Raw genomic sequence first — 19,580 nt, 5'->3', positions numbered from 1 at the left:
TCGCGGTGTCACCCATGTCCTGGCACACCTGTCACCCATGTCCCGGCACACGACTGTTACCCACGTCCTGGCACATCGCTTGTGGGCGGGTGCGGCAAAGGGTTTGTCCCAGTCAGGCGGCACTTGCGGCGTCGATGCTCGATCTTCTACAGTTGTAGTACGACAAGTGTAGAAATGCAGGATCCGGCGATGGACGAGTCGATCAATGACGACGGTAAGGGCGACGTGTCGCTCAGCGAATTGCAGCTGGCGCTGATGCGCGTGCTGTGGACGCGCGGGAAGGCCAGCAACGCCGAGATGGCGGAGGCGCTGCGCGAGCAGCAGCGCCCGCTGGCGCACACGACGGTGGCGACGCTGCTCTCGCGCCTGGAGAAGCGCGGCCTGATCGCCAGCGAGCGCGACGGCCGCGCGCTGGTCTACCGCGCCGCGGTCAGCGAGCCGGCAGTCCAGCGTTCGATGGTGTCGGGACTGCTGAGCACGCTCTTCGGCGGCAAGCCCGAAGCGCTGCTGAGCCATCTGGTCGCGGAAGGCGAACTCGGCGACGATGACCTCGCCAGGATGCGCGCGCTGCTGAAGAGCAAGGGAGGCCGCCATGATTGAAGCCCTGTCCGGCTGGCTGTTGAACTACCTGCTGCACAGCACGGTGCTGCTGGGCGGCGTCTGGGCGCTGGAACGCGCAGGCTGGCTGAAGCACCCCGCCTGGCGCGAGGCGTTCTGGCGCGCCGCCTTCTTCGGCGCGGTGCTCACGGCGAGCGTGCAGCCGCTGACGCAGGTCACGCGGGTGGCGTTGCCGGATGTCTGGGCGCCGACGCCGATGCGGGTCCACGAGCAAGACACAAGCGCCGATGGCGTCCGGAACGTGGGAACGATTGCCCCGTCGTCGACCGGCGACAGGGACGCCTCAACATCCGCCCCCGCGGTGTCGGTGACCGCGCCGTCGCCCGCGCGACTGCAAGTCGAACGGGCGGCCGATCGCCTGACCGTCATCGCCGATCACCCGGTCGACCTCTCCGATGAGTCCATGCTCCGGCGTCGAGCGCTGCTGCGCGACGGTCTTGCCGCGCTGCTGCTCGCCTGGCCGGTGGTCGCGCTGTTTGGTCTCGGGCTGACGCTGGTCCGCTGGCTGGGCCTGCGCCGTCAGGTGCGCAGGCTCCCGGTCTGCGACGACCAGGAGCTCCATCAGGCTGCCGCCGAACTCGCGGCCCACGCCGGCGTGCGCGCGCCGACGCTGCGCGTGAGCCCGCACTGGGCCAGCCCGCTCGTCGCGCCGGGTGCGCAGATCTGCCTGCCCCAACGCCTGATGCGCACGCTCGACGGCCAGCAGCGGGTCGCGGTGCTCGCGCACGAGATCGCCCATCTGCGTCGTCGCGATCTGGCCTGGCGCCTGGCGGCCCGGCTCGTGTCGCAGCTCGGCTGGCTGCAGCCGCTGAACCGCCTCGCGATGCGCCGGCTGGACCTGCTCGCCGAACTGGCCTGCGACGCCTGGGCCGCGGCCGAAGCCGGCGCGATGCCGCTGGCCGAAGGGCTCTACGTCTGCGCCCGCGACATGGCCGCCGCGACCGCCGCGGCCGAAGGCCGGCGGGGCGCCCGCCCGATGCCGGCGCTGGCGAGCGCGATGGCCGCCGCCCGGTCCCCCTTGATGGCGCGCATGGACGCCTTGCTGGAAGGTTCGCCGCTGGCCGGCACCACGCCCGCCCGCCGCCGTCTTGGCCGCGTGCTGATCGCCGGCGGCCTGTGCGCCATGGCGCTGGCCGTGCCGATGCTGGTCATCGGCAAGGCGCCGCGTCTCAACGTCGACCTGAGCGGGGTCAGCGGTGCGTTCACGTCCGCTCTCAGCGGCATGAAGGTCACGCGGCAGGTCGTGATCGCCGACGGCGTCGAGCGCCGCGTGAACTTCTCGGGCGACCTGGAATTCAATGGCGACGACACCGACGTCGTCTCGCTGGACGACAAGCTCTCGATCATGGAGCGCGCTGACGGCGTGACGCGCCGAGTCGAGATCTCCGCCGACGGCAAGGGCGGGCAGGTGCGCCGTTTCTGGCTCGATGGCGACGTCAAGCCGATCGATGCGCAGGCTCAGCTCTGGATCACGAGCCAGATCGGGTTGATCGCCGAGAGCGTCCAGGGCAGCGGCCCGCGCGTGGAGCGCCTGCTGCGCCAGGGCGGGACCGAGGCGGCGCTCGTGGACATCGGCAAGGCACAGGACGCGATGGCGCGCCGCAGCCGCATCGAGGCGCTGCTCGAGAGCGGCCCGCAGAGCGACGAGACCGTGTCGCAGTTGATCGCGCTGGCCGGCCGGATGAAGGATGATTTCCAGCGCCGCACCGCGTTCATCGCGCTGATCCAGCATCGGGCGCTGGCGCCGGCCCAGCAGCGTGAACTGCTGGCGCTGGTCCCCACGCTCAAGGGCGATTTCGACCGCCGCGAAGTGCTGGTGGCGCTGTCCCCGCAACTGGCCAACGACGGCGCGGTGATGACCGCGTGGCAGCAGGCCGTGCGCGGCTTCGGTGGCGATTTCGACAAGCGCGCCGCGATCGTCGCGCTCATCGACGAGGACCACGAGGCCACGCCGGAGCGACTGCGGACGGCGATCGCCGCGAGCGGCATGATCAACGGCGACTTCGACCGGCGTACCGTGCTCGAAGCGGCGGCGCACCAGATGCGCGGTGACGTGACCGCCTATGCCGCGGCGTATGTCGACGCGGTGCGAGGCATGTCGGGCGATTTCCACCGCCGTTCGGCGCTGACCGCGTTGATGGACGAGGTCAAGGTCGATCGCGAGGTCGCCACGCAGGTCTTGCGGGGCGTCGGCAACATGAGCGTCGGCTTCGATCGCGCCGAGTTGCTGATCGCGCTGGCGGAACACCTGCCGGCGGACCCGGAGGTGCTGACGCAGTACCGGCAGGCCGCGCGCGGGCTGAGCACGCACGACCGGGGCCGCGTGGAGGCGGCGATCGACCACCTGACCCCCTCCTGAAACGGAAACGACAACGGAAACGGAAACGGGCGCCGAGGCGCCCGTTGTCGTTGGTGCCCGCGCGCGGTCGGCGCGGGAGGGGTCAGGTCATCACGGCTTCGCGGCCGAGGCCGGCATGGCCGGCGCGGTCACGTCGACCGGCGCGCCTTGCAGATCCCGGATTTCCAGCGGCTTGCGACCGAAGGCCTCCAGCTGCGGCAGCACCTTGGCCTTGTCGCCGACGGCCACGACGATCAGCGCCGCCGGATCGACGTAGGTCTTCGTCGCCTTGTAGGCGCTGCTCGCGTTCACGGCACCGTACTTGCGCGGCAGCGAGGTGATGCTGTCCGCCGGCGCGCCGACGGCCCACTCGCTCGCGTAGCTCGAGGCCACGACGCGGTTGGTGTCGAACAGCCCCGGCAGCGCCAGCAGCTGCGCGTTGCGCACGCGGTTCAGCTCGTCGGCGCCCATCGGCTTGGCGCGCATGCCGTCGATCTCCTTGAACATGTCGGTCAGCGCAGGGCCGGTGACGTCGGTGCGCACACTGCCGCGGATGCCGAACAGGCCGCTGTCGCGGTTCATCGTGTACGCCGAGTAGATGCCGTAGGTGTAGCCCTTGACCTCGCGCAGCTGCGTGTTGATGCGCGACGTGAAGAGACCGCCCATCGCGGCGTTCATCACCTTGATGTCCTCGGCATCGGGCGTGCCGGACTTCGGTCCGGGCGCGACGACGCTCAGCGCGGTCTGCGGCGCATTCGGCTTGTCGACCAGGATCACGCGAGCGGCGACCGGCTGCGGCGCGGCGGCGTTGACCGCGGCGGCGGCCGTCGTCGGACGCTCCCAGCCGCCGAACAGGCGCTCGGCCAGCGACTTCAGCTCATCGGCCGAGATGTCGCCGGCGACCACCAGCGCGGCCTGGTCGGGCCGGTAGTGCGTCGCCCAGAACTGGCGCAGCGCGGCGGCGTCGGTGGCCTTGATCGAGGCCTCGTCGCCGATCGCCGCCTTGGCCAGCGGATGGCCTTCACCGTAGATGACGCGATTGGAGACCACCGAGGCGACGGCCGGCGCCTGCTCGCGTTGCTGCTGCAGCGCGGCCAGGCGCTGGTTCTGCAGGCGCGCGATCTCGGCGGCGTCGAAGGCCGGGTGCAGCGCGACGTCCGCCATCAGCGCCAGCGTCTGCGCGAAGTTGCGCTTCAGGCTGCTCGCCTCGATGCGGGCCTCGTCGCGGCCCGCGCCGGTGCTGATCGCCGCGCCCAGCGCGGCGGCCTCATCGGCGATCTGCTGCGCGGTGCGCGTCTGCGTACCCTGCTGCAAGATGCCGGCGGTGAAGCTCGACAGGCCGGGACGGTCCGCCGGATTCGCGGTCTGACCGGCGCGCACGACCAGCGTCGCGCTCACCAGCGGCAGGCCCGGATTCGGCACATGGATCAACGTCAGTCCGTTGGCCAGCGTCAGGCGCTTGCCTTCCGGCAGCACCGATGCCTTGGCCTTGCCGCCCTTGGGCTGTGTCTTGCGCCAGGCGACGTCGGGGTTCATCGACTCGCGCTCGCCCTTGGCGGCCTTCTCCGGCATCGGCGGGGTCGGGACTTCCGGCGCCAGCTTCTGCTCGCCCGGCGTCGCCAGCACGACGACGCGGGCGTTCTTCTTCAGCTGCTGCGCGACGACGTCGCGGATCTTCTCCGGCGTGATCGCCTGGTAGCGCGCCAGGTCCTTGCCGATGTAGTTCGGATCGCCGGCCTGCTGGTTGTAGTAGTTGATCTGGTCCGCCAGGGCCTGGACCTTTTCCAGGCGCGCCAGCGTGCCGGTCTCGATGGCGGCGCGGGCGCGGGCCATCTCCTCGGGCGTGGGCGGATTGACCGACAGATCGGCGACGGCGTCGTCGACGATCTTCTGGATCTCGTCCAGCGACTTGCCGGGACGCGCGATCACTTCGACCGAGAACACCGAGCCCAGCGACAGCGAGTACTGCTGCACCTGCACCGACTGCGCCAGCTGCTTGTCGTAGACCAGGGTCTTGTAGAGGCGGCTGGACTTGCCGCCGCCCAGCACGTGCGAGGCGAGGTCCAGCTCGGCGTCGCCGGGCTGGAACACGGCCGGGGTGTGCCAGGCGATGTCCAGGCGGGGGAGCTCGATCCGATCGGTGACCTCGATGCGCTTTTCTTCGGTCAGCTTCGGTTGGGGAACGTTGACCGGCGGCACCGGATCACCGGCCTTCAGCGGGCCGAAGTACTTCTGCACCAGCTGCTTGGCCTGCGCGGGATCGAAGTCGCCGGCCAGCACCAGGGTCGCGTTGTTCGGGCGGTAGTAGCTGCGGGCGAAGGCCTTGACGTCGTTCAGCTTGATCGACTGGATGTCGGCGTGCGAGCCGATCACCGTGGCGCGGTACGGATGGCCTTCCGGGTACAGCGCCTGGTACAGCGCTTCCTCGACGATGCCGTAGGGGCGGTTCTCGACGGACTGGCGGCGCTCGTTGCGCACGACGTCCTGCTGGTTGGCCAGCGAGACGGAATCGACCTCGTCGATCATGTAGCCCAGCATGTCGGACTTCAGCCACAGGCCGAGTTCGAGCTGGTTCGACGGCAGCGTGAAGAAGTAGTTCGTGCGGTCGAAGTCGGTCGAGCCGTTGGAATCCGTGCCGCCGGCGGCATCGACGATCTTGTCGGCCGTGCCGCGCGGGATGTGGCGCGTGCCGGCAAACATCAGATGTTCGAACAGATGCGCGAAGCCGGTCTGCCCCGGGGCCTCGTTGCGCGGGCCGGCGTGCACCCACAGGTTGAAGGCCACCAGCGGCAGGCGGTGGTCCTCGACCAGGATCACCTCGAAGCCGTTGGCCAGCTTCACCTTCTCCAGCTTCACGTTGAGCGTGCCGCCGACGGTGGAGACGGCGCTGGTGCCGTCCGCGGCGGGCGCTGCGAGGGCGCTGTTGATGCCGCCGAGGGCGGTCAGGACGGCCAGGGTGATGGCGGCGGATGCCGCGGGCTTGAATCGCATGGTGGGACGCTTCCCTTCTAAGTTGGTGCGGGGCACGCTAACCAAAGCGGGCGTCCCTCACAAGTGCCGGAACTCCGAAAGATCAAGGTTCGGCGAGTTGGAACCGATCGTGCGGTCGATGCCACGTCAAGGCCTCGTCAACGCGAGGTCGGATCAGGACACGGCGCGATCAGAGCGGGCGCAGCATCCACTGCTGATGCAACGGCTGCGGAACGGCGCCCAGCGCGCGCAGTGTGGCACCGCCGAGGTCCTCGCGCTGCAACTGCGGCACGCGCAGGCGGCGCTCCGGGTAGACAGCGGCGAGGGCCTGGATCAGCGCGCGGGCGTCCGCATCATGCGGAGCGATCAGGCTGTGGACCATCACGGTCTCGTCGGGCAGGCTGAAGACGATCTGGCTGTCGCCGGTCTGCCAGCCGTGATAGTCGACGCCGTGCCGGATCGTGGCGGCCGTGACTTGCAGCGGCAAGTCGGGGATGCGGTGTTCGGCGGCCTCCAGCCAGCCCAGCAGATGCGGCATGTCGATCGCGTGAGGCGCGCCAGCGGTCGACGGCGCGATCGTCCCGGGCTCGGCCACGTAGCCGAACAGGTCATGCTGCTTGCGGAAGCCGCGTCCCTCATACAGGCGTCGCGCGCGATCGTTCTGCGCGAAGACCTCGAGCTCCACGGCCCGCATCCCGGCCGCGGCCGCGCGGGCGATGAAGTCGTCGAGCAATGCGGGTGCGGCGCCGGTGCCGCGCGCGGCGGGCAGTGCGCCCATGGTCGCGAGGCGCCACCGGTTCGACACCGGCCGCTGCGCGACGAACGCGAAGGCCAGCGGCGCGCCGGCCGCGTCGAGCGCCACGCGCGACAGCGGCAGGTCGACGCCTTGCCGCGCGAGGAACATCGGCCACTGCGCGAACGGGATGTGGAACGGGCCGATCAGGTAATCGGCGAACGCGCCGGTGAACGCGGCGTGGAGGATCTCCGGCGCGACTTCGTCGGCGCGGACGAAGGAGAAGTCGTGGACGCGAGTGTCGGTGGGTTGTCTCATGTGGCGCTGGGAGGCTCCCGTCCGCCGGCTGTGGGTCCGGCGGCACTTGATGGGGCGACACCCGATGGTACGGCGGTCAGGAAGGCTTTCTGGGCCACGGCGTTTTCGATGTCGGTCTTGAACCATTGAAGCATCTCGACGACTTCCTCGACGAGCGTCAGAAATCGGACGATGTCGATGAAGAGATGCTCGCCGTGCGCAATTGCGTTTCGATTGGCCAGCAAGACTTCATCCAGTGTTGAAAAGCGCGTCGAGTACGGTCGATGGTCGATGTCGAGCCATTCGGCGATGTTCTTGAAGACCTTCGAGTTCAAGTTCGAGTTCGTCCCAATGCTGGCCTTCGACAGGCGCGTCGCTTGATCCTGCTGAGCTCGCAGGAAAGCCACGGCCGCGATGGCGGCATTGGCCGTACCGGTCGTCGCCAATGGTGCCAGCAGGGTCTTCATGCTGAGGGCGACGAAGCAATCCTTCAGATCGCGGTTCCTGTCACCGCGATGCGCCAAGTGGGCAACATAGGCGTTTGCAGCCCCTTTCACGAATCCTTCCCAGTGCGCGTACAGCATGGCGACGCCTGCCCTGATGTGGACGTCGACGCGAGCGCGTTTGGCCGAAGTGACGCAGGCCTGCAGTTCGCGGATCTCCGCGAGGCGCCACGCCAGATCGGATCGCAGATGAGTCATCAGCTCTGCAGAGGTCCGGATCTTCATGATCGTGGTGCCTTCAACAGTGATTGAATCCGCTCGACATCGGGCAGTCGTGTCAGTCGAGATTGGAGGGCCCCGCTTTGCCCAACGAGTTCATGGCCAGGCGAAGCTCCTCTGGCGTGAAGATCGTCCCATTCGAGTTGAAGCGCTCGAACAGTGCCTGCGCCACGTCCATCCCGCATTGATGCCGAAGGATCTCCACATGGATTCGTGCACGCCGGAGGTCCAGTCGGAGTTGGATGTTGAACGCCGCGCCATCGTCGTCGGGATCATCGTCCTCGTCTTCTTCAGCAACCGCGCCGTGCCAGGACATGCCCGAAAGCGCAGGCAAGAGCGTCGTGTGGCGGAGGATGAGTGGAGTGACTGGACGACCCTGCTCATCCAGCAAGTCACCGGTCAATTGAAGGACTGTCATGACCGGGTGCCGCCATCCAGCAAATCCCACGTGCCGTCCTCGCGTTGAAAGACGAATATCGGCGGAACGGCGAGACCGAGAAGAACGGACTCCACGAAACGAGTCTTTTGCGATTCGTCCCATCGGAACAGGCGCTGGTAGATCGGATCGATCACCAGTTCCTTGGAACGATAGAGGGTGACGATCTCTCCCAGCGACATGCCGTACCCGTCGGTAGAGATCTGACGGCGTGCTTGATGGAGCTGACTCTGGAGTTCCCGGGCGGTCATTGCTGAAGGTCTCGTGTGATGTGAGACCAACGATTCTGAGCCCCGCCCGGGAGCCCGAATTCATACGCATCCCAGTCATTTCCGAGATACGGAGATCGTGCTATCGACGATTGAATGCGCCTATCTTGTCGTGCCCAGCCACGCCGGAATCGCCAGCCAGATCGGCGCCGTCGCCGCGAACAGCAACGTGCCCAGCACGATGGCGCCCGAAGCTTCCGCCTCCAGCGTCCGGTAGCGTTGCGCGAACATCATCGCGTTCGAGCCCGGCGGCAGCGCGGCCATCATTACGATGACGGCGAGCGGCATGCCCGACAGTCCGAAGCCCCAGTGCGCGATGCCCAGCACCAGCGCGGGCAGCACCAGCAGCTTCAGCGCGGCCAGCCCGAGCAGCGTGCGCATCGCGCCGCGCGGCATGCCGTAGTAGGACAGCGACATGCCGATCAGCACCAGGCACAGCGGCACGACCGCGCTGCCCAGCATCTGCAGCACCTCGTCGAGCACGGCGGGCAGCGGGATGCCGGTGGTGTGCCACGCGAAGCCGCACAGCACCGGCAGCACCACCGGATGGATGACCGTGTTGCGCATCGTCGTGAGGATGGTCCGCTTCAGGCTCGCGCCGCTGGTCGTGTGGCGGGCGAGGTCCATCTCGACGAGGACGGTGGCGATGGTCAACAGCGTCAGCGCGTGCAGGCTGACCACGGTGATGTGGACGGCGAGGCCGCTTTCGCCGAACACGCCGGCCACCAGCGGCACGCCGACCTGCAGCGTGTTGCCGAAGCTCGCGGTGATGCTGCGCACGGCGGGCGCGGCCGGGTTGTCGGGATGGCGCTTGCGCTCGTACAGGTAGACGGCGACCAGCATCAGCACCACCGGCGCGAAGAACGCGGCCACGGTGAGCCAGGGCAGTTCGGAGATCTCCACGCGCGCGGTCGTGCGGAACATCAGCGCGGGGACGAAGAGGTAGAACGCGATGTTCGAGAGGATGCGGGCCGGGTCGTTCTCGCCGCCGGCCTTGCCCAGCCAGCGCATGTGCCCGACGAACCAGCCCATGCCCGCGGCGATGAAGATCGCCAGCAGCTTGTAGAACAGGACGGCAGTCATGGCGAAGCAGTATGCCGCCCAGCGCGCGATGCCCGCGCGCCGCGCGCACAGCAGCCTCCGTTCACCGTGAAGTCAACGATCGCCACAACAACGCGAAGTCAGCGATCGCCACTGGGGCCGGAATGGTGCTTGGGGTTCGCGGACGCGATGCCCCATGCACCGTGGAGTGCCCGCGCTTGGCGAACCGAAGTTTGAGCGCCGCTTCAGGATGCCAGCGGCAGCTCCAGCGCAAAGCTGAACCGGCTGCCCTCATCCGGCGAGGTCTCGACGGTGATCTCCCCGCCCATGAGCCGCACGAGCTGCTGGCTGATGGCCAACCCGAGCCCGGTCCCGCCGGTGCGGCGCGACTGGTCGGCGACCTGCTCGAAGGGCTGGAACAGCCGCTCCATCTGGTCCGGCGCCATGCCGATGCCGGTGTCCGACACGGTGAAGCGCAGCATCAGGCTGCTCGGCCCTTGCGCCACGACGTCGACGGCGAGACCGATGTGCCCGTGGTCGGTGAACTTCACCGCGTTGGAGAGCAGGTTCAGCAGCACCTGCCGCAGCCGCTGCCCGTCCGCCCGCACGCGCGAGGGCAGTTGAGGATCCAGCTGCACGGCGAAGGCCAGGCCCTTCTCGGCCGCGCGCGGCCGCATCGATTCGCTGCAGATCTCCAGCAGCGCCCGCAGGTCGAGCGGGCTCAGCTGCAGCGTCAGCTTGCCGGCCTCGATGCTGGCGACATCCAGCAGGTCGGTGATCAGCACCAGCAGGTGCTCGCCGGACTCGCGCATCAGCCGGATGCGATGCTGCTGCGCCTCGGTGAGCGAGCTGTCCATCTGCAGCAGCTGCGCGAAACCGAGGATCGCGTTCAGCGGCGTGCGGAACTCGTGGCTCATCGTGGCCAGGAAGCGGCTCTTCGCCTGGTTCGCGGCTTCGGCCCTCTGCTTGGCCTGCGACAGCTCGACGGTGCGCTCGGTCACCAGCTCCTCGAGGTGGTCGCGATGCTGCGTCAGCTCCTGCTCCGCCAGCCGGCGCAGCGTGATGTCGCTGACGAGTCCCTCGATGCGCGGCGCGCCGTCGAGCACCAGGTGCAGGCTGAGTTCCACCCACAGGTCGCGGCCATCGCGCGTCGTCACCAGCAGCGGCACCTGCTGCAGCAGGCGGTGCCGCTCCAGCGCGCGCGCCAGACGGCGGTATTCGTCCCGCTCGATGCGCACCATGCGCCGCAGGGTCACGCCTTGCGCATCCTCGGGCCGCCCCAGCCCCAGCATCTGCGCCAGCGCCTTGTTCACGCGCAGCAGCCGGCCGTGGCCGTCAGCCTGGAAGATGCCTTCGGCCGCGTTCTCGAACAGGCTGCGGTAACGCTGCTCGCTGCTGCGCAGTCCCTCGGCGAAATCGCGCAGCTTGCCGCTCATCGCGTTGAGTTGCTCGGTCAGGTCGCCGATCTCGTCGGCGTGTTCGGGTTCGATGTGCGCGCCGAGCTCACCGCTCGCGACGCGCTGCGCCAGCCCGCGCAGGCGCGAGACCGGGCGCTCCACCAGCCGGCGCACCAGCACGTAGCTCGTGATCGCGATCGCCAGCAGCACCGTCGCCAGCAGGCTGGCCACCAGCCGGCGCGTCTCGCCCAGCGTCTGGTCGATGTAGCTGCGCGTGTAGACCAGCGTCGCGCGACCCAGCGCGCCAGCCGGACCTTGCGCGCCGGCACGGTGGCTCAGCTCGAATTCCAGCGTGAGGGGCCGTACCGCCGGCGTCGCGCGCGCGCGCTGCAGCGTCTCCAGCCCGGGCGCGGCCAGCGTGATCGCCTGGACCTCCGGATCCGCCATCACGGCGTCCAGCAGTTCCGACAGCGCGGCGCTGTCCAGGTTCCAGACCGGCTCCGCGAAGCCGCGCGCGACCAGCTGCGCCATGCGCTGCTGGCGCTCGATCAGCGCCTCATTGAGCTCGTGCTCGTGGCGGTCGACCCAGTACAGGCCGATCAAGCCCACCAGCACCGTCGCGCTGAGGCTCAGCGCGGCGACCAGCCGCGTCTGGATGCTCAGCGTCGATCGACCCATGACCGCATGCCCTCTCCTGATCCGCACATTTGTTTGCGGTCGAGTGTCGCGCAAATGCGAGGGGCGTCCGGCGATTGAGGCACGAACCGACCCCCCAGGATTTCACGGGTTGCGATTTGGGGGAGGGCCCGACGGCGGCTAGCCGGTGAACTGCGGCGCCAGCCGCGCTTCGCTCCAGCGCCAGGGGAGCGCACCGGGGCGGCGCAGGCCGGCGGTGATGCGCAGGGTCAGGCCTCGCGTGTCGTCGGTCCAGGTGACGTCGGCCTCGGCCGCCAGATGCAGGAGCTCTCCGCGCGCGTAGTCCGGCACCAGCAGCCCCGCCCGTGGATGGCGCAGCAGGTTGCCCAGCGTCATGAAGAAGCGGTTGCCGGGGAACTCCGGCATCCACAGCGTGATGCCGCCGTCCAGGCGGCGTTCGGCGCGGATGAAGCCCGGCGGGCCGCCGCGATGCGAGACGTCGACGCCGTCCGCGCGCCCGTCGCCGGGCAATGGCGCCGAGGCGCTCGCGATGAACAGGGTGTCCGCGGCCCCGATCAGCGCCAAGGCCTCGTCATCGAGCGCCGCGCCCAGCGGCCGTGCCAATCCGGGGGGCGCGGTGTCCCAATCCAGCGGATCGCGCGCCTGGATGTACTTCGGACAGTTGCCGAAGCTCTGCACGACGCCGACCGACAGGCCTTCGCCCGACAGCGCGATCAGGCGCCCGTTCATGCGGTTGCGCCGCCGTGTGTGCGGTTCAAGCCCGAGCAGACCCACCGGGGCACCCGGCCCGCGCGCCCGCAGCGCGGCGAGCGCCGGATCCTGGCCATCGAGCGCCGTGCTCACGGTCATCGTCCGCGCCTCCGGCGTCGCGACGAAGCCGGGCGGGCCCGCCAGCATCGTCGCCCACGGCTGCCCAGCGGCGTCGATGGCGCCGAGCAGCAGCGTGGGCAGCTTGTTGAACAGCTCGCGGTGCTGATCCGGCATGTGGTCGCGGACCACCTGCGGGCCGATCTCCGCCATGCGCTCGCGGACGCCGACCGCTGCCTGCAGCGCCTGCTCGCCGGGGTGCCAGGTCGTGTCCATGGCGGATCTCAGAACTGTTGCGGCAGCGGCTTGAAGCGGGGCAGCGCCTCGATGCGCGCCAGCCAGCCGCGCAGCCGCGGATAGTCGCTCAGCGACACGCCGCCCAACGGCGCCTGCGCCGTGTAGCCGTAGAAGGACACGTCGGCGAGCGTCGGCCGGTCGGCGATCAGGAAGTCGGTGCGGGAGAGCTGGTCCTCGATGAGCGCGAACAGCCGATGTCCCAACGCGAGCGACGCCGGATCGACCGGCAACCCGGTCAACGCGCGGAAGCGCGGCGTGGCCGCGCCCGGTCCGAGCAGGCTCACCGACAGGCTGAACCAGCGCTGCTGCCAGGCGGCCTCGACGGCATCGCGCGGCAGCCAGCCGGCGTCCGGCGCGTAGCGCGTCGCGAGGTAGACGAGGATCGAGTTGCTCTCCGGCAGCACCACCTCGCCGTCCTCCAGCACCGGGACCTGGCTCAGCGGATTCATCGCCACGAAGGCCGGTTGCCGCTGGTCGCCGCCAGGCAGACTGATGTCCACCACCGTGTAGGGCAGATCGAGCAGGGACAGCAGCAGTTCGACGCGGTGGCAATGGCCGGAGGCCGCCACGCGATGCAGTCGGAACGGAGCGGGCGGACGGAGGACGGGGGCGTTCATCGGGGAGGGCTCCAGCGGAGGTCTTCGGGGGCCTCTACCGTAGCTCTTGCATCCGTTGACTGGAATGCCGATGCCGGATCATTCAGAATTGCAGCCGACGAAATAATTCAGCGTTGCTCCGGGCAACGCGCCGCACGATGGACCACCTCGACCGCCTGCGCTGCTTCGTCGCCGTGGCCGACACGCAGAGCTTTGCTGCTGCGGCGCGACGGCTGGGCTGTTCCGCCCCGGCCGCCACGCGGGCGATCGCTTCGCTGGAGCAGCGGCTCGGCATCCAGCTGTTCCAGCGCAGCACGCGCTCGGTGCGGCTGACCGAGGCGGGTGAGCGCTTCGTCGTCGACTGCCGACGCATCCTCGGCGATCTGGACGCCTCGGAGGCCGCCGCCGTGGGCGCGCAGGCCGAGCCGACGGGGCTGCTGTCCCTGACCGCGCCCTCGATGTTCGGGCGGCTGCATGTCGCACCGCTGACCGCGGCGTTCCTCCAGCAGCACGCGCGCATCCGGTTGAAGCTGCTGCTCGTGGACCGGGTCGTGTCGCTGCTGGAGGAGGGCCTGGACCTGGCCGTCCGGATCGCCCATCTCCCGGACTCCGGCTTGACGGCCGTGCCGGTGGGCGCGATGCGGCGGGTGATCGTGGCCTCGCCCGACTACCTGGCCCGTGCCGGCGAACCACGCACGCCGCGGGACCTCGTCGACCATCGCATCGTGGCCAGCTACTTCGACGGCCAGAGCATGACGCCCTGGCGCTTCCGCGATGGTCCGCAGGCGCTCTCGCCGACGCTGATGGTGAACGACAACGCCGCGGGCATCGCGGCAGCCGTCGCCGGCGTGGGCCTGGCGCGGTGTCAGGTCTATCAGGCGGCGGACGCGGTGCGCGACGGCCTGCTGCGCATCGTGCTCGCCGACCATGAGCCGCCGGCGGCGCCGGTGCATCTCGTCCATGCGGCGGGCCGTCGCGTGCCCGCCTCGCTGCGGCTGTTGCTGGACTTCATGGCGGAGCGTCTGCGCGCCCAGCCTGTCTTGCGCGGCGAAGCATTCCTGCGCGTGCCGTGACGGGCGCCGCGGCGTCTCAGCGCCGCTCCAGCGCCGCTCCAGGGGCGCTCCAGGGACGCTCTAGGGACGCTTCGCGTCGCTGGCCTGGGCGTAGGGCAGCACCTCGAACGGGTCGTAGACCGCCGGTGCATCGCTGGCACCCTCCGGGCCGCCGGCCTCGTTGTCGGCGGCGGTCGGCGCGGGGCAGAGTTCATCGATGAAGCGGTCGAATGCCGACAGCGCGGCTGCGAGGCGCTCCGCCGTCGCAGCCGTATGGACATCGAACGCCCGGTAGGCATGGTCGCGCGACCGGCCATTGGCCTCCCTGCTGATGACGCCGCGCATGAGCAGCCCCTCCTGCTTCTTCGCCAGGCGGCGCTCCTCGTCGGCCAGCGGGGCGAGTTGCGACTCGGGCATCCGGAGCAGGCTGCGCAACGCCAGTTGCATCCGATGACTCAGGAGAATCGCCTGATCGGCGCTCATGAGATCAGCCGCCGACGGCGCCGCTGAGTGCACCGCTCTGACCGCGACATGGTAGAGGCCGTTCAGCATGTGCAGGCGCAAAGGCAGCAGCCGGGTCGCGGCAGGCCTGCCCGCCGCTTCACGCTTGATGTGATCGAGCATGGCGTCCAGCCTGGCCAGCTGCTTGGCGCGCGAGAAGATCAGAGGGCGCCGCGACGGCCGGTCGAGGATGGCCAGCACCGCGAGTCGCGCGGAGGTCCGCGCGGACGACGTGGTCGTCGCCGCCGCTGTCGCCGACGTCATGCGCGGCGCGACGGGGTCGCTCCACGGTGAAGCCGACGAGGGCGACGGCTCGTCGTCGGTCGCCGCGGACGACGAAGGGTGGGTGACAGCGGAGGAGGCTAAGCGGTCCATGCGCGATGCGAGCTGAGCGGGAGGACCCGCTCAGTGCATCGCGCGGGGCGATCAGCCCTTGGCCGTCGCCTTCTTTGCCGCGACCTTCTTCGCGGGTACCTTGGCCGCTCCGGTCTTGGCGGCCGGTGTCTTGGCCGCCGGCTTCGCGCCGGTCTTCGCACCCGGCTTGGCGGCGCGCGGCTCGAACTCGAACATCACCTTGCCTTCCTTCTTGTCGTAGGCGAGGAAGGCCTTGAACTTGCGGCGCGTCTTGTTGGAGACGAAGTTCTCCAGCAGGTCCGTCTTGCCGGTCGCGAGCAGCTTGGTCATCTGCTCGGCCTCGATCGGCTGCTGCAGGATGATCTTGCCGCTCTTGAAGTCGCAGGTGATCTTGTCGCCGACCGCGTGTTCGCAGACGTAGTTGCTGCCGAAGTCGAAGACGCGGCCGTTGCACTTCGGGCAGTGGCCCAGCGCGGTGTGGCCGCTGAAGTCCACCGGCTCGCCGTTCTCCTCGGCCTTCTTGGCGTCCTCGCCGAAGTCGAACTCCAGCTTCCAGTTGTCGATCTCGGCGTCGAACACCAGCGCCAGCTCGGCCGTGAAGGGCCAGCCCGCCTTGGAGCGGAAGCCTTCCAGCGGGCCGACCTTCTTGTCGCGCAGGAAGGTCTCCACCTCGGCCAGTTCGAAGCTGCGGCCGCCCGGGATCTTGGGGATCGAGAAGCCGCACTCGTCGCCGTTGCCGACCTTGCCGGTGCAGGTGAAGCGGCGGTAGTTCTCCTTGACCACGCCGCCGCACTTCGGACACGGCGTCTTCAGCGTCGCGTAGTCGCCGGGGATGGTGTCGCGGTCGTACTCCTTGGCCTTGCGCACGACCTTTTCGGTCATCGCGGCGATCTCGGCCATGAAGGCCTCGCGCTTGAGGCGGCCCTTCTCCATCTCGGACAGCTGGAACTCCCAGTTGCCGGTCAGTTCGGGCTTGGTCAGTTCCTCCACGCCCAGGCCGCGCAGCAGCGTCATCAGCTGGAAGGCCTTGGCGGTCGGGATCATCTCCCGGCCCTCGCGCAGCATGTACTTCTCGGCCAGCAGACCTTCGATGATCGCGGCGCGCGTGGCCGGCGTGCCCAGGCCCTTCTCGGCCATGGCCTCGCGCAGCTCGTCGTCGTCGACCAGCTTGCCCGCGCCTTCCATCGCCGACAGCAGCGTCGCTTCCGTGTAGCGCGCCGGCGGCTTGGTCACCAGCGCCTTCACGTCGGTGCTCTCGGTGCGCACGACCTCGCCGGCCTTCACCGGCACCAGCATCGCGCCGCTGGTGCCCGGCTCGGCGTTCTCGTCGGTGGCTTCCTTGCCGTAGACGGCTTGCCAGCCCGGCTTCACCAGGACCTTGCCGTTGGTCTGGAACGCATACGACTTCTCGGGCGTCTTCACCGTCGAGATGCGCGTCGTGACCTGGAACTCGGCCGGCGGGAAGAACACGGCCAGGAAGCGCTTGACGACCATGTCGTAGAGCTTGGCCTCGGCCTCGGTCAGGCTGCGGGGCGCCTGCAGCGTCGGGATGATCGCGAAGTGATCCGACACCTTGGTGTTGTCGAAGACCTTCTTCGTGGGCTTGATGTAGCCCTTGTCCAGCGCCGTGCGCGCATGCTGCGCCAGCGCCTGCAACGGGCCGGGCATGTCCTCGCTGGCGATCATGCGCGCCGTGTCCTGCGCGACGATCAGGTAGTCCTCCGGCAGGTAGCGCGAGTCGGTCCGCGGGTAGGTCAGGACCTTGTGCTTTTCATACAGCGCTTGCGCCAGGCCGAGTGTCGTCTTGGCCGAGAAGCCGAAGCGGGAGTTGGCCTCGCGCTGCAGCGTGGTCAGGTCGTACAGGCCGGGGCTGGCCGTCGTGCTGGGCTTGGATTCCTCGGTCACCGTGGCGGGCTGGCCCAGCGCGGCGGCGGCGATGGCATCGGCCTCCGCCTGTGTCCAGACGCGGTCGGCACGCTGCTCGGGGTCGTCGGCGTTCTTCTTGAACGCGGGGTCGAACCACTTGCCTTCGTACTGGCCGGCCTCGGCGTCGAAGCTGCCGCGGATTTCCCAGTAGTCGCGGTAGACGTGCTTGCGGATCTTCTCCTCGCGCTCGACGACGATCGACAGCGTCGGCGTCTGCACGCGGCCCACGGTAGTCAGGAAGAAGCCGCCGTCGCGCGAGTTGAACGCGGTCATCGCCCGCGTGCCGTTGATGCCCACCAGCCAGTCGGCTTCGGAACGGCAACGCGCCGCGTCGGCCAGCGGCAGCATCTGCTGGTCGGTGCGCAACTGCTCGAAGCCGTCGCGGATCGCCTGCGGCGTCATCGACTGCAGCCACAGCCGGCTCACCGGCTTGGCGACCTGCGCCTTGGCGCTGCCCGCGTACTGGACGATCAGGCGGAAGATCAGTTCCCCTTCGCGTCCCGCGTCACACGCGTTGATCAGCGAGGTCACGTCCTTGCGCTTGATCAGCTTGACCAGCGCGTTCAGGCGGCCCTTGCTCTTGTCGATCGGGTTCAGATCGAAGTGGGGCGGGATCACCGGCAGGTGGGCGAAGCTCCACTTGCCGCGCTTGACGTCGAACTCCTCCGGCGCCTTGATCTCCACCAGATGGCCGACGGCCGAGCTGACGACGTACTCGTCGTTCTCGAAATACTCGTCGTGCTTGTCGAACTTCCCCGACAGCGCGGTCAACGCCTTGACGATGTCTTGCGCCACCGACGGCTTCTCCGCGATCACCAATGCCTTGCTCATGCGCTTGTTTCTTTCCTCTTCGTTCAGGCGTCCAAGATCTTCATGAACGTCTGCCTACAATCCGGCCTCGCGCGCGCCCACGCACCTACGTACGTGTGTACACGCGCGCGCACCCATGAATTCAATGTACCGGACTCGCTCCATGCCGCAACCGCGCCCCGCTCCGAGTGTTCCCGCCCCTGAAGACGACGCCGTCGCGGCTCCCGCCCCCACCCCCGCCCCCAAGAGAAGCGCCCGCATCCAGGTCCGGGCCTCCGGCGTGCATGGCCGCGGGGTGTACGCGCTGGTGCCGCTGCAGGCCGGCGAGAAACTGATCGAATACAAGGGCGAGCGCATCCAGTGGGACGAAGCGCTGCGTCGCCATCCGCACGATCCGTCGCAGCCGGACCATACCTTCTACTTTCACCTTGAGACTGGCGGGGTCATCGACGCGGCCGTCGACGGCAACCAGGCGCGCTGGATCAACCACGCCTGCAGCCCGAACTGCGAGGCTCGCGAGCTGGACGGCCGGGTGTTCATCCATGCCCTGACGGACATTTCCCCTGGCGAGGAGCTGTTCTACGACTATGGTCTGGTGATCGATGAGCGCTATACGCCCAAGCTGAAGAAGCGGTTCGAATGCCGGTGCGGCACGCCGGGCTGCCGGGGCACGATGCTGGCGCCCAAGGAAAAGAAGGCGGCCAAGGGCGCCTGAAGGTGCCCGAGGGCCCCGGAAGGCGCATCGGAGGTAGCGAGGCACCCTGTCAGGTCCTACAGCCACCGATTCGCGGTGCGGGCCCTCCGGGCGGGGACCATCTCCCTCTAGACTCAGACCATTCACGACCACCGGGCCGGTCGGCCCGGGAAGACCAAGACGGGATCGCAAGATCACATTCGCGGCGATGCAAGAACATCAGAACTGGGGCGCAGAGGCCCTGTGGCAAGACCTGGAGCCGTTGCTGCCGGGGCTCAGCATCGAGGTGCTGGCGCGGGTCGAATCGACCAACGCCACGCTCATCGATCGCGTGCGCCGCGACGAGGGCACCGTGGCCGCGGGCCGCGCGGGCGATCGTCCGTACGGGCGGCGTCAGCACGACCTGCACCCCTGCCTGCTGATCGCCGAGCACCAGACCCACGGCCGCGGCCGGCAGGGCCGCGCCTGGCACAGCACGGCCGGCGCGTCGCTGACCTTCTCGCTGTCGATACCGGTGGAGGTCGCGGACTGGTCCGGGCTGTCGCTGGTCGTCGGCGCGGCGATCGCCGAGGCGCTCGATCCCGACGGCGGCCGCCTGGGCCTGAAGTGGCCCAACGACCTGTGGCTCGACGAGCGCAAGCTCGGCGGCATCCTGATCGAGACCGTGCCGGCCGGCAGTTCGCGCATGGCGGTGGTGGGCGTGGGCCTGAACGTGTCGGACCGCGCGAAGGTCGCGGAGTCGCAGCTGAACACCGGCTTCGCCTGCCTGCAGGAACTGATCCCCGACGTGACGCCGCCGCAGGCCTTGGCGCGGCTGGCGCCGGCGCTGGTGAAGGCGCTGGCGGCGTTCCCGCAGACGGGCTTCGCCGCGTGGCAGGAGCGCTTCGCGCGCCGCGATCTGCTGCAGGGCAAGGCGATCACCGCCGGCGCGCTGGAGGGTATCGGCGCGGGTGTCAACGATCGCGGTGAACTGCTGGTCGACACGCCGCAGGGCCGCCAGACGGTCAGCGGCGGCGAGGTCAGCGTGCGGCTCGGCGGCGCGTCCGCCGGACAGGGGTAAGCCAC

General features: G+C 69.1%; 16 protein-coding genes. 5 read left to right on the top strand and 11 right to left on the bottom strand.

Features of this window, described 5'->3' with window-relative positions; all coding sequences use genetic code 11:
- Positions 1–189: 189 nt before the first annotated feature.
- Positions 190–600 (top strand): BlaI/MecI/CopY family transcriptional regulator, encoded by a 411-nt coding sequence (locus AC07OZ_RS07545; protein ID WP_495466555.1) that lies wholly within the window; start codon positions 190–192, stop codon positions 598–600.
- Positions 593–2,977: a M56 family metallopeptidase gene (locus AC07OZ_RS07540; protein ID WP_495466554.1), complete on the top strand. Its 2,385-nt coding sequence runs from the start codon at positions 593–595 to the stop codon at positions 2,975–2,977. Before AC07OZ_RS07545 ends, AC07OZ_RS07540 begins: the two co-directional genes overlap by 8 nt.
- A 90-nt stretch (positions 2,978–3,067) precedes the next feature.
- Here AC07OZ_RS07540 and AC07OZ_RS07535 read toward each other — a convergent pair whose 3' ends face one another.
- From AC07OZ_RS07535 to AC07OZ_RS07495, 9 genes are all read right to left on the bottom strand, one after another.
- The gene (locus tag AC07OZ_RS07535) at positions 3,068–5,947 is read right to left on the bottom strand and encodes a M16 family metallopeptidase (protein ID WP_495466553.1); all 2,880 of its coding nucleotides are present in this window, start codon (positions 5,945–5,947) and stop codon (positions 3,068–3,070) included.
- Between the two features lie 169 nt (positions 5,948–6,116).
- Positions 6,117–6,977, bottom strand: coding sequence for a GNAT family N-acetyltransferase (locus AC07OZ_RS07530; protein WP_495466552.1), 861 nt, complete (start codon positions 6,975–6,977; stop codon positions 6,117–6,119).
- Positions 6,974–7,684, bottom strand: coding sequence for an MAE_28990/MAE_18760 family HEPN-like nuclease (locus tag AC07OZ_RS07525; protein ID WP_495466551.1), 711 nt, complete (start codon positions 7,682–7,684; stop codon positions 6,974–6,976). The genes AC07OZ_RS07530 and AC07OZ_RS07525 overlap by 4 nt, the downstream gene beginning before the upstream one ends.
- A 52-nt stretch (positions 7,685–7,736) precedes the next feature.
- Positions 7,737–8,096 carry a hypothetical protein gene (locus AC07OZ_RS07520; protein WP_495466550.1) on the bottom strand — a complete coding sequence of 120 codons (360 nt, stop codon included), beginning with the start codon at positions 8,094–8,096 and terminating at the stop codon, positions 7,737–7,739.
- On the bottom strand, positions 8,093–8,365 hold the full coding sequence (locus tag AC07OZ_RS07515) for a DUF262 domain-containing protein (protein WP_495466549.1): 273 nt from the start codon (positions 8,363–8,365) through the stop codon (positions 8,093–8,095). Before AC07OZ_RS07515 ends, AC07OZ_RS07520 begins: the two co-directional genes overlap by 4 nt.
- Before the next feature lie 120 nt (positions 8,366–8,485).
- The gene (locus tag AC07OZ_RS07510) at positions 8,486–9,466 is read right to left on the bottom strand and encodes an AEC family transporter (RefSeq protein ID WP_495466548.1); all 981 of its coding nucleotides are present in this window, start codon (positions 9,464–9,466) and stop codon (positions 8,486–8,488) included.
- Between the two features lie 203 nt (positions 9,467–9,669).
- Entirely contained in the window at positions 9,670–11,499 is a 1,830-nt protein-coding gene (locus AC07OZ_RS07505) for an ATP-binding protein (RefSeq protein ID WP_495466547.1), read from the bottom strand.
- 138 nt (positions 11,500–11,637) lie between these two features.
- Positions 11,638–12,561 carry a flavin-nucleotide-binding protein gene (locus AC07OZ_RS07500; RefSeq protein WP_495466546.1) on the bottom strand — a complete coding sequence of 308 codons (924 nt, stop codon included), beginning with the start codon at positions 12,559–12,561 and terminating at the stop codon, positions 11,638–11,640.
- 8 nt (positions 12,562–12,569) lie between these two features.
- Positions 12,570–13,199: a glutathione S-transferase family protein gene (locus tag AC07OZ_RS07495; RefSeq protein ID WP_495466545.1), complete on the bottom strand. Its 630-nt coding sequence runs from the start codon at positions 13,197–13,199 to the stop codon at positions 12,570–12,572.
- Positions 13,200–13,336: 137 nt separating this feature from the next.
- On the opposite strand from AC07OZ_RS07495, the gene AC07OZ_RS07490 reads away from it, so the two are divergent.
- Positions 13,337–14,251, top strand: coding sequence for a LysR substrate-binding domain-containing protein (locus AC07OZ_RS07490; protein WP_495466544.1), 915 nt, complete (start codon positions 13,337–13,339; stop codon positions 14,249–14,251).
- A gap of 60 nt (positions 14,252–14,311) precedes the next feature.
- Here AC07OZ_RS07490 and AC07OZ_RS07485 read toward each other — a convergent pair whose 3' ends face one another.
- Both AC07OZ_RS07485 and AC07OZ_RS07480 read right to left on the bottom strand, forming a co-directional pair.
- The gene (locus AC07OZ_RS07485) at positions 14,312–15,106 is read right to left on the bottom strand and encodes a hypothetical protein (RefSeq protein ID WP_495466543.1); all 795 of its coding nucleotides are present in this window, start codon (positions 15,104–15,106) and stop codon (positions 14,312–14,314) included.
- A 51-nt stretch (positions 15,107–15,157) separates the two neighbouring features.
- Complete coding sequence (locus tag AC07OZ_RS07480; protein WP_495466542.1) at positions 15,158–17,842, bottom strand: DNA topoisomerase III; 2,685 nt, start codon at positions 17,840–17,842, stop codon at positions 15,158–15,160.
- 142 nt (positions 17,843–17,984) lie between these two features.
- Here AC07OZ_RS07480 and AC07OZ_RS07475 point away from each other — a divergent pair, with 142 nt between their 5' ends.
- On the top strand, positions 17,985–18,536 hold the full coding sequence (locus AC07OZ_RS07475; protein ID WP_495466541.1) for an SET domain-containing protein: 552 nt from the start codon (positions 17,985–17,987) through the stop codon (positions 18,534–18,536).
- 187 nt (positions 18,537–18,723) lie between these two features.
- Positions 18,724–19,575 carry a biotin--[acetyl-CoA-carboxylase] ligase gene (locus AC07OZ_RS07470; protein WP_495466540.1) on the top strand — a complete coding sequence of 284 codons (852 nt, stop codon included), beginning with the start codon at positions 18,724–18,726 and terminating at the stop codon, positions 19,573–19,575.
- Positions 19,576–19,580: the final 5 nt, after the last annotated feature.

It is taken from the genome of Roseateles sp. GW821-FHT09G03 (genome assembly GCF_059416045.1).
This window is presented reverse-complemented; position numbering and strand designations above follow the sequence as displayed.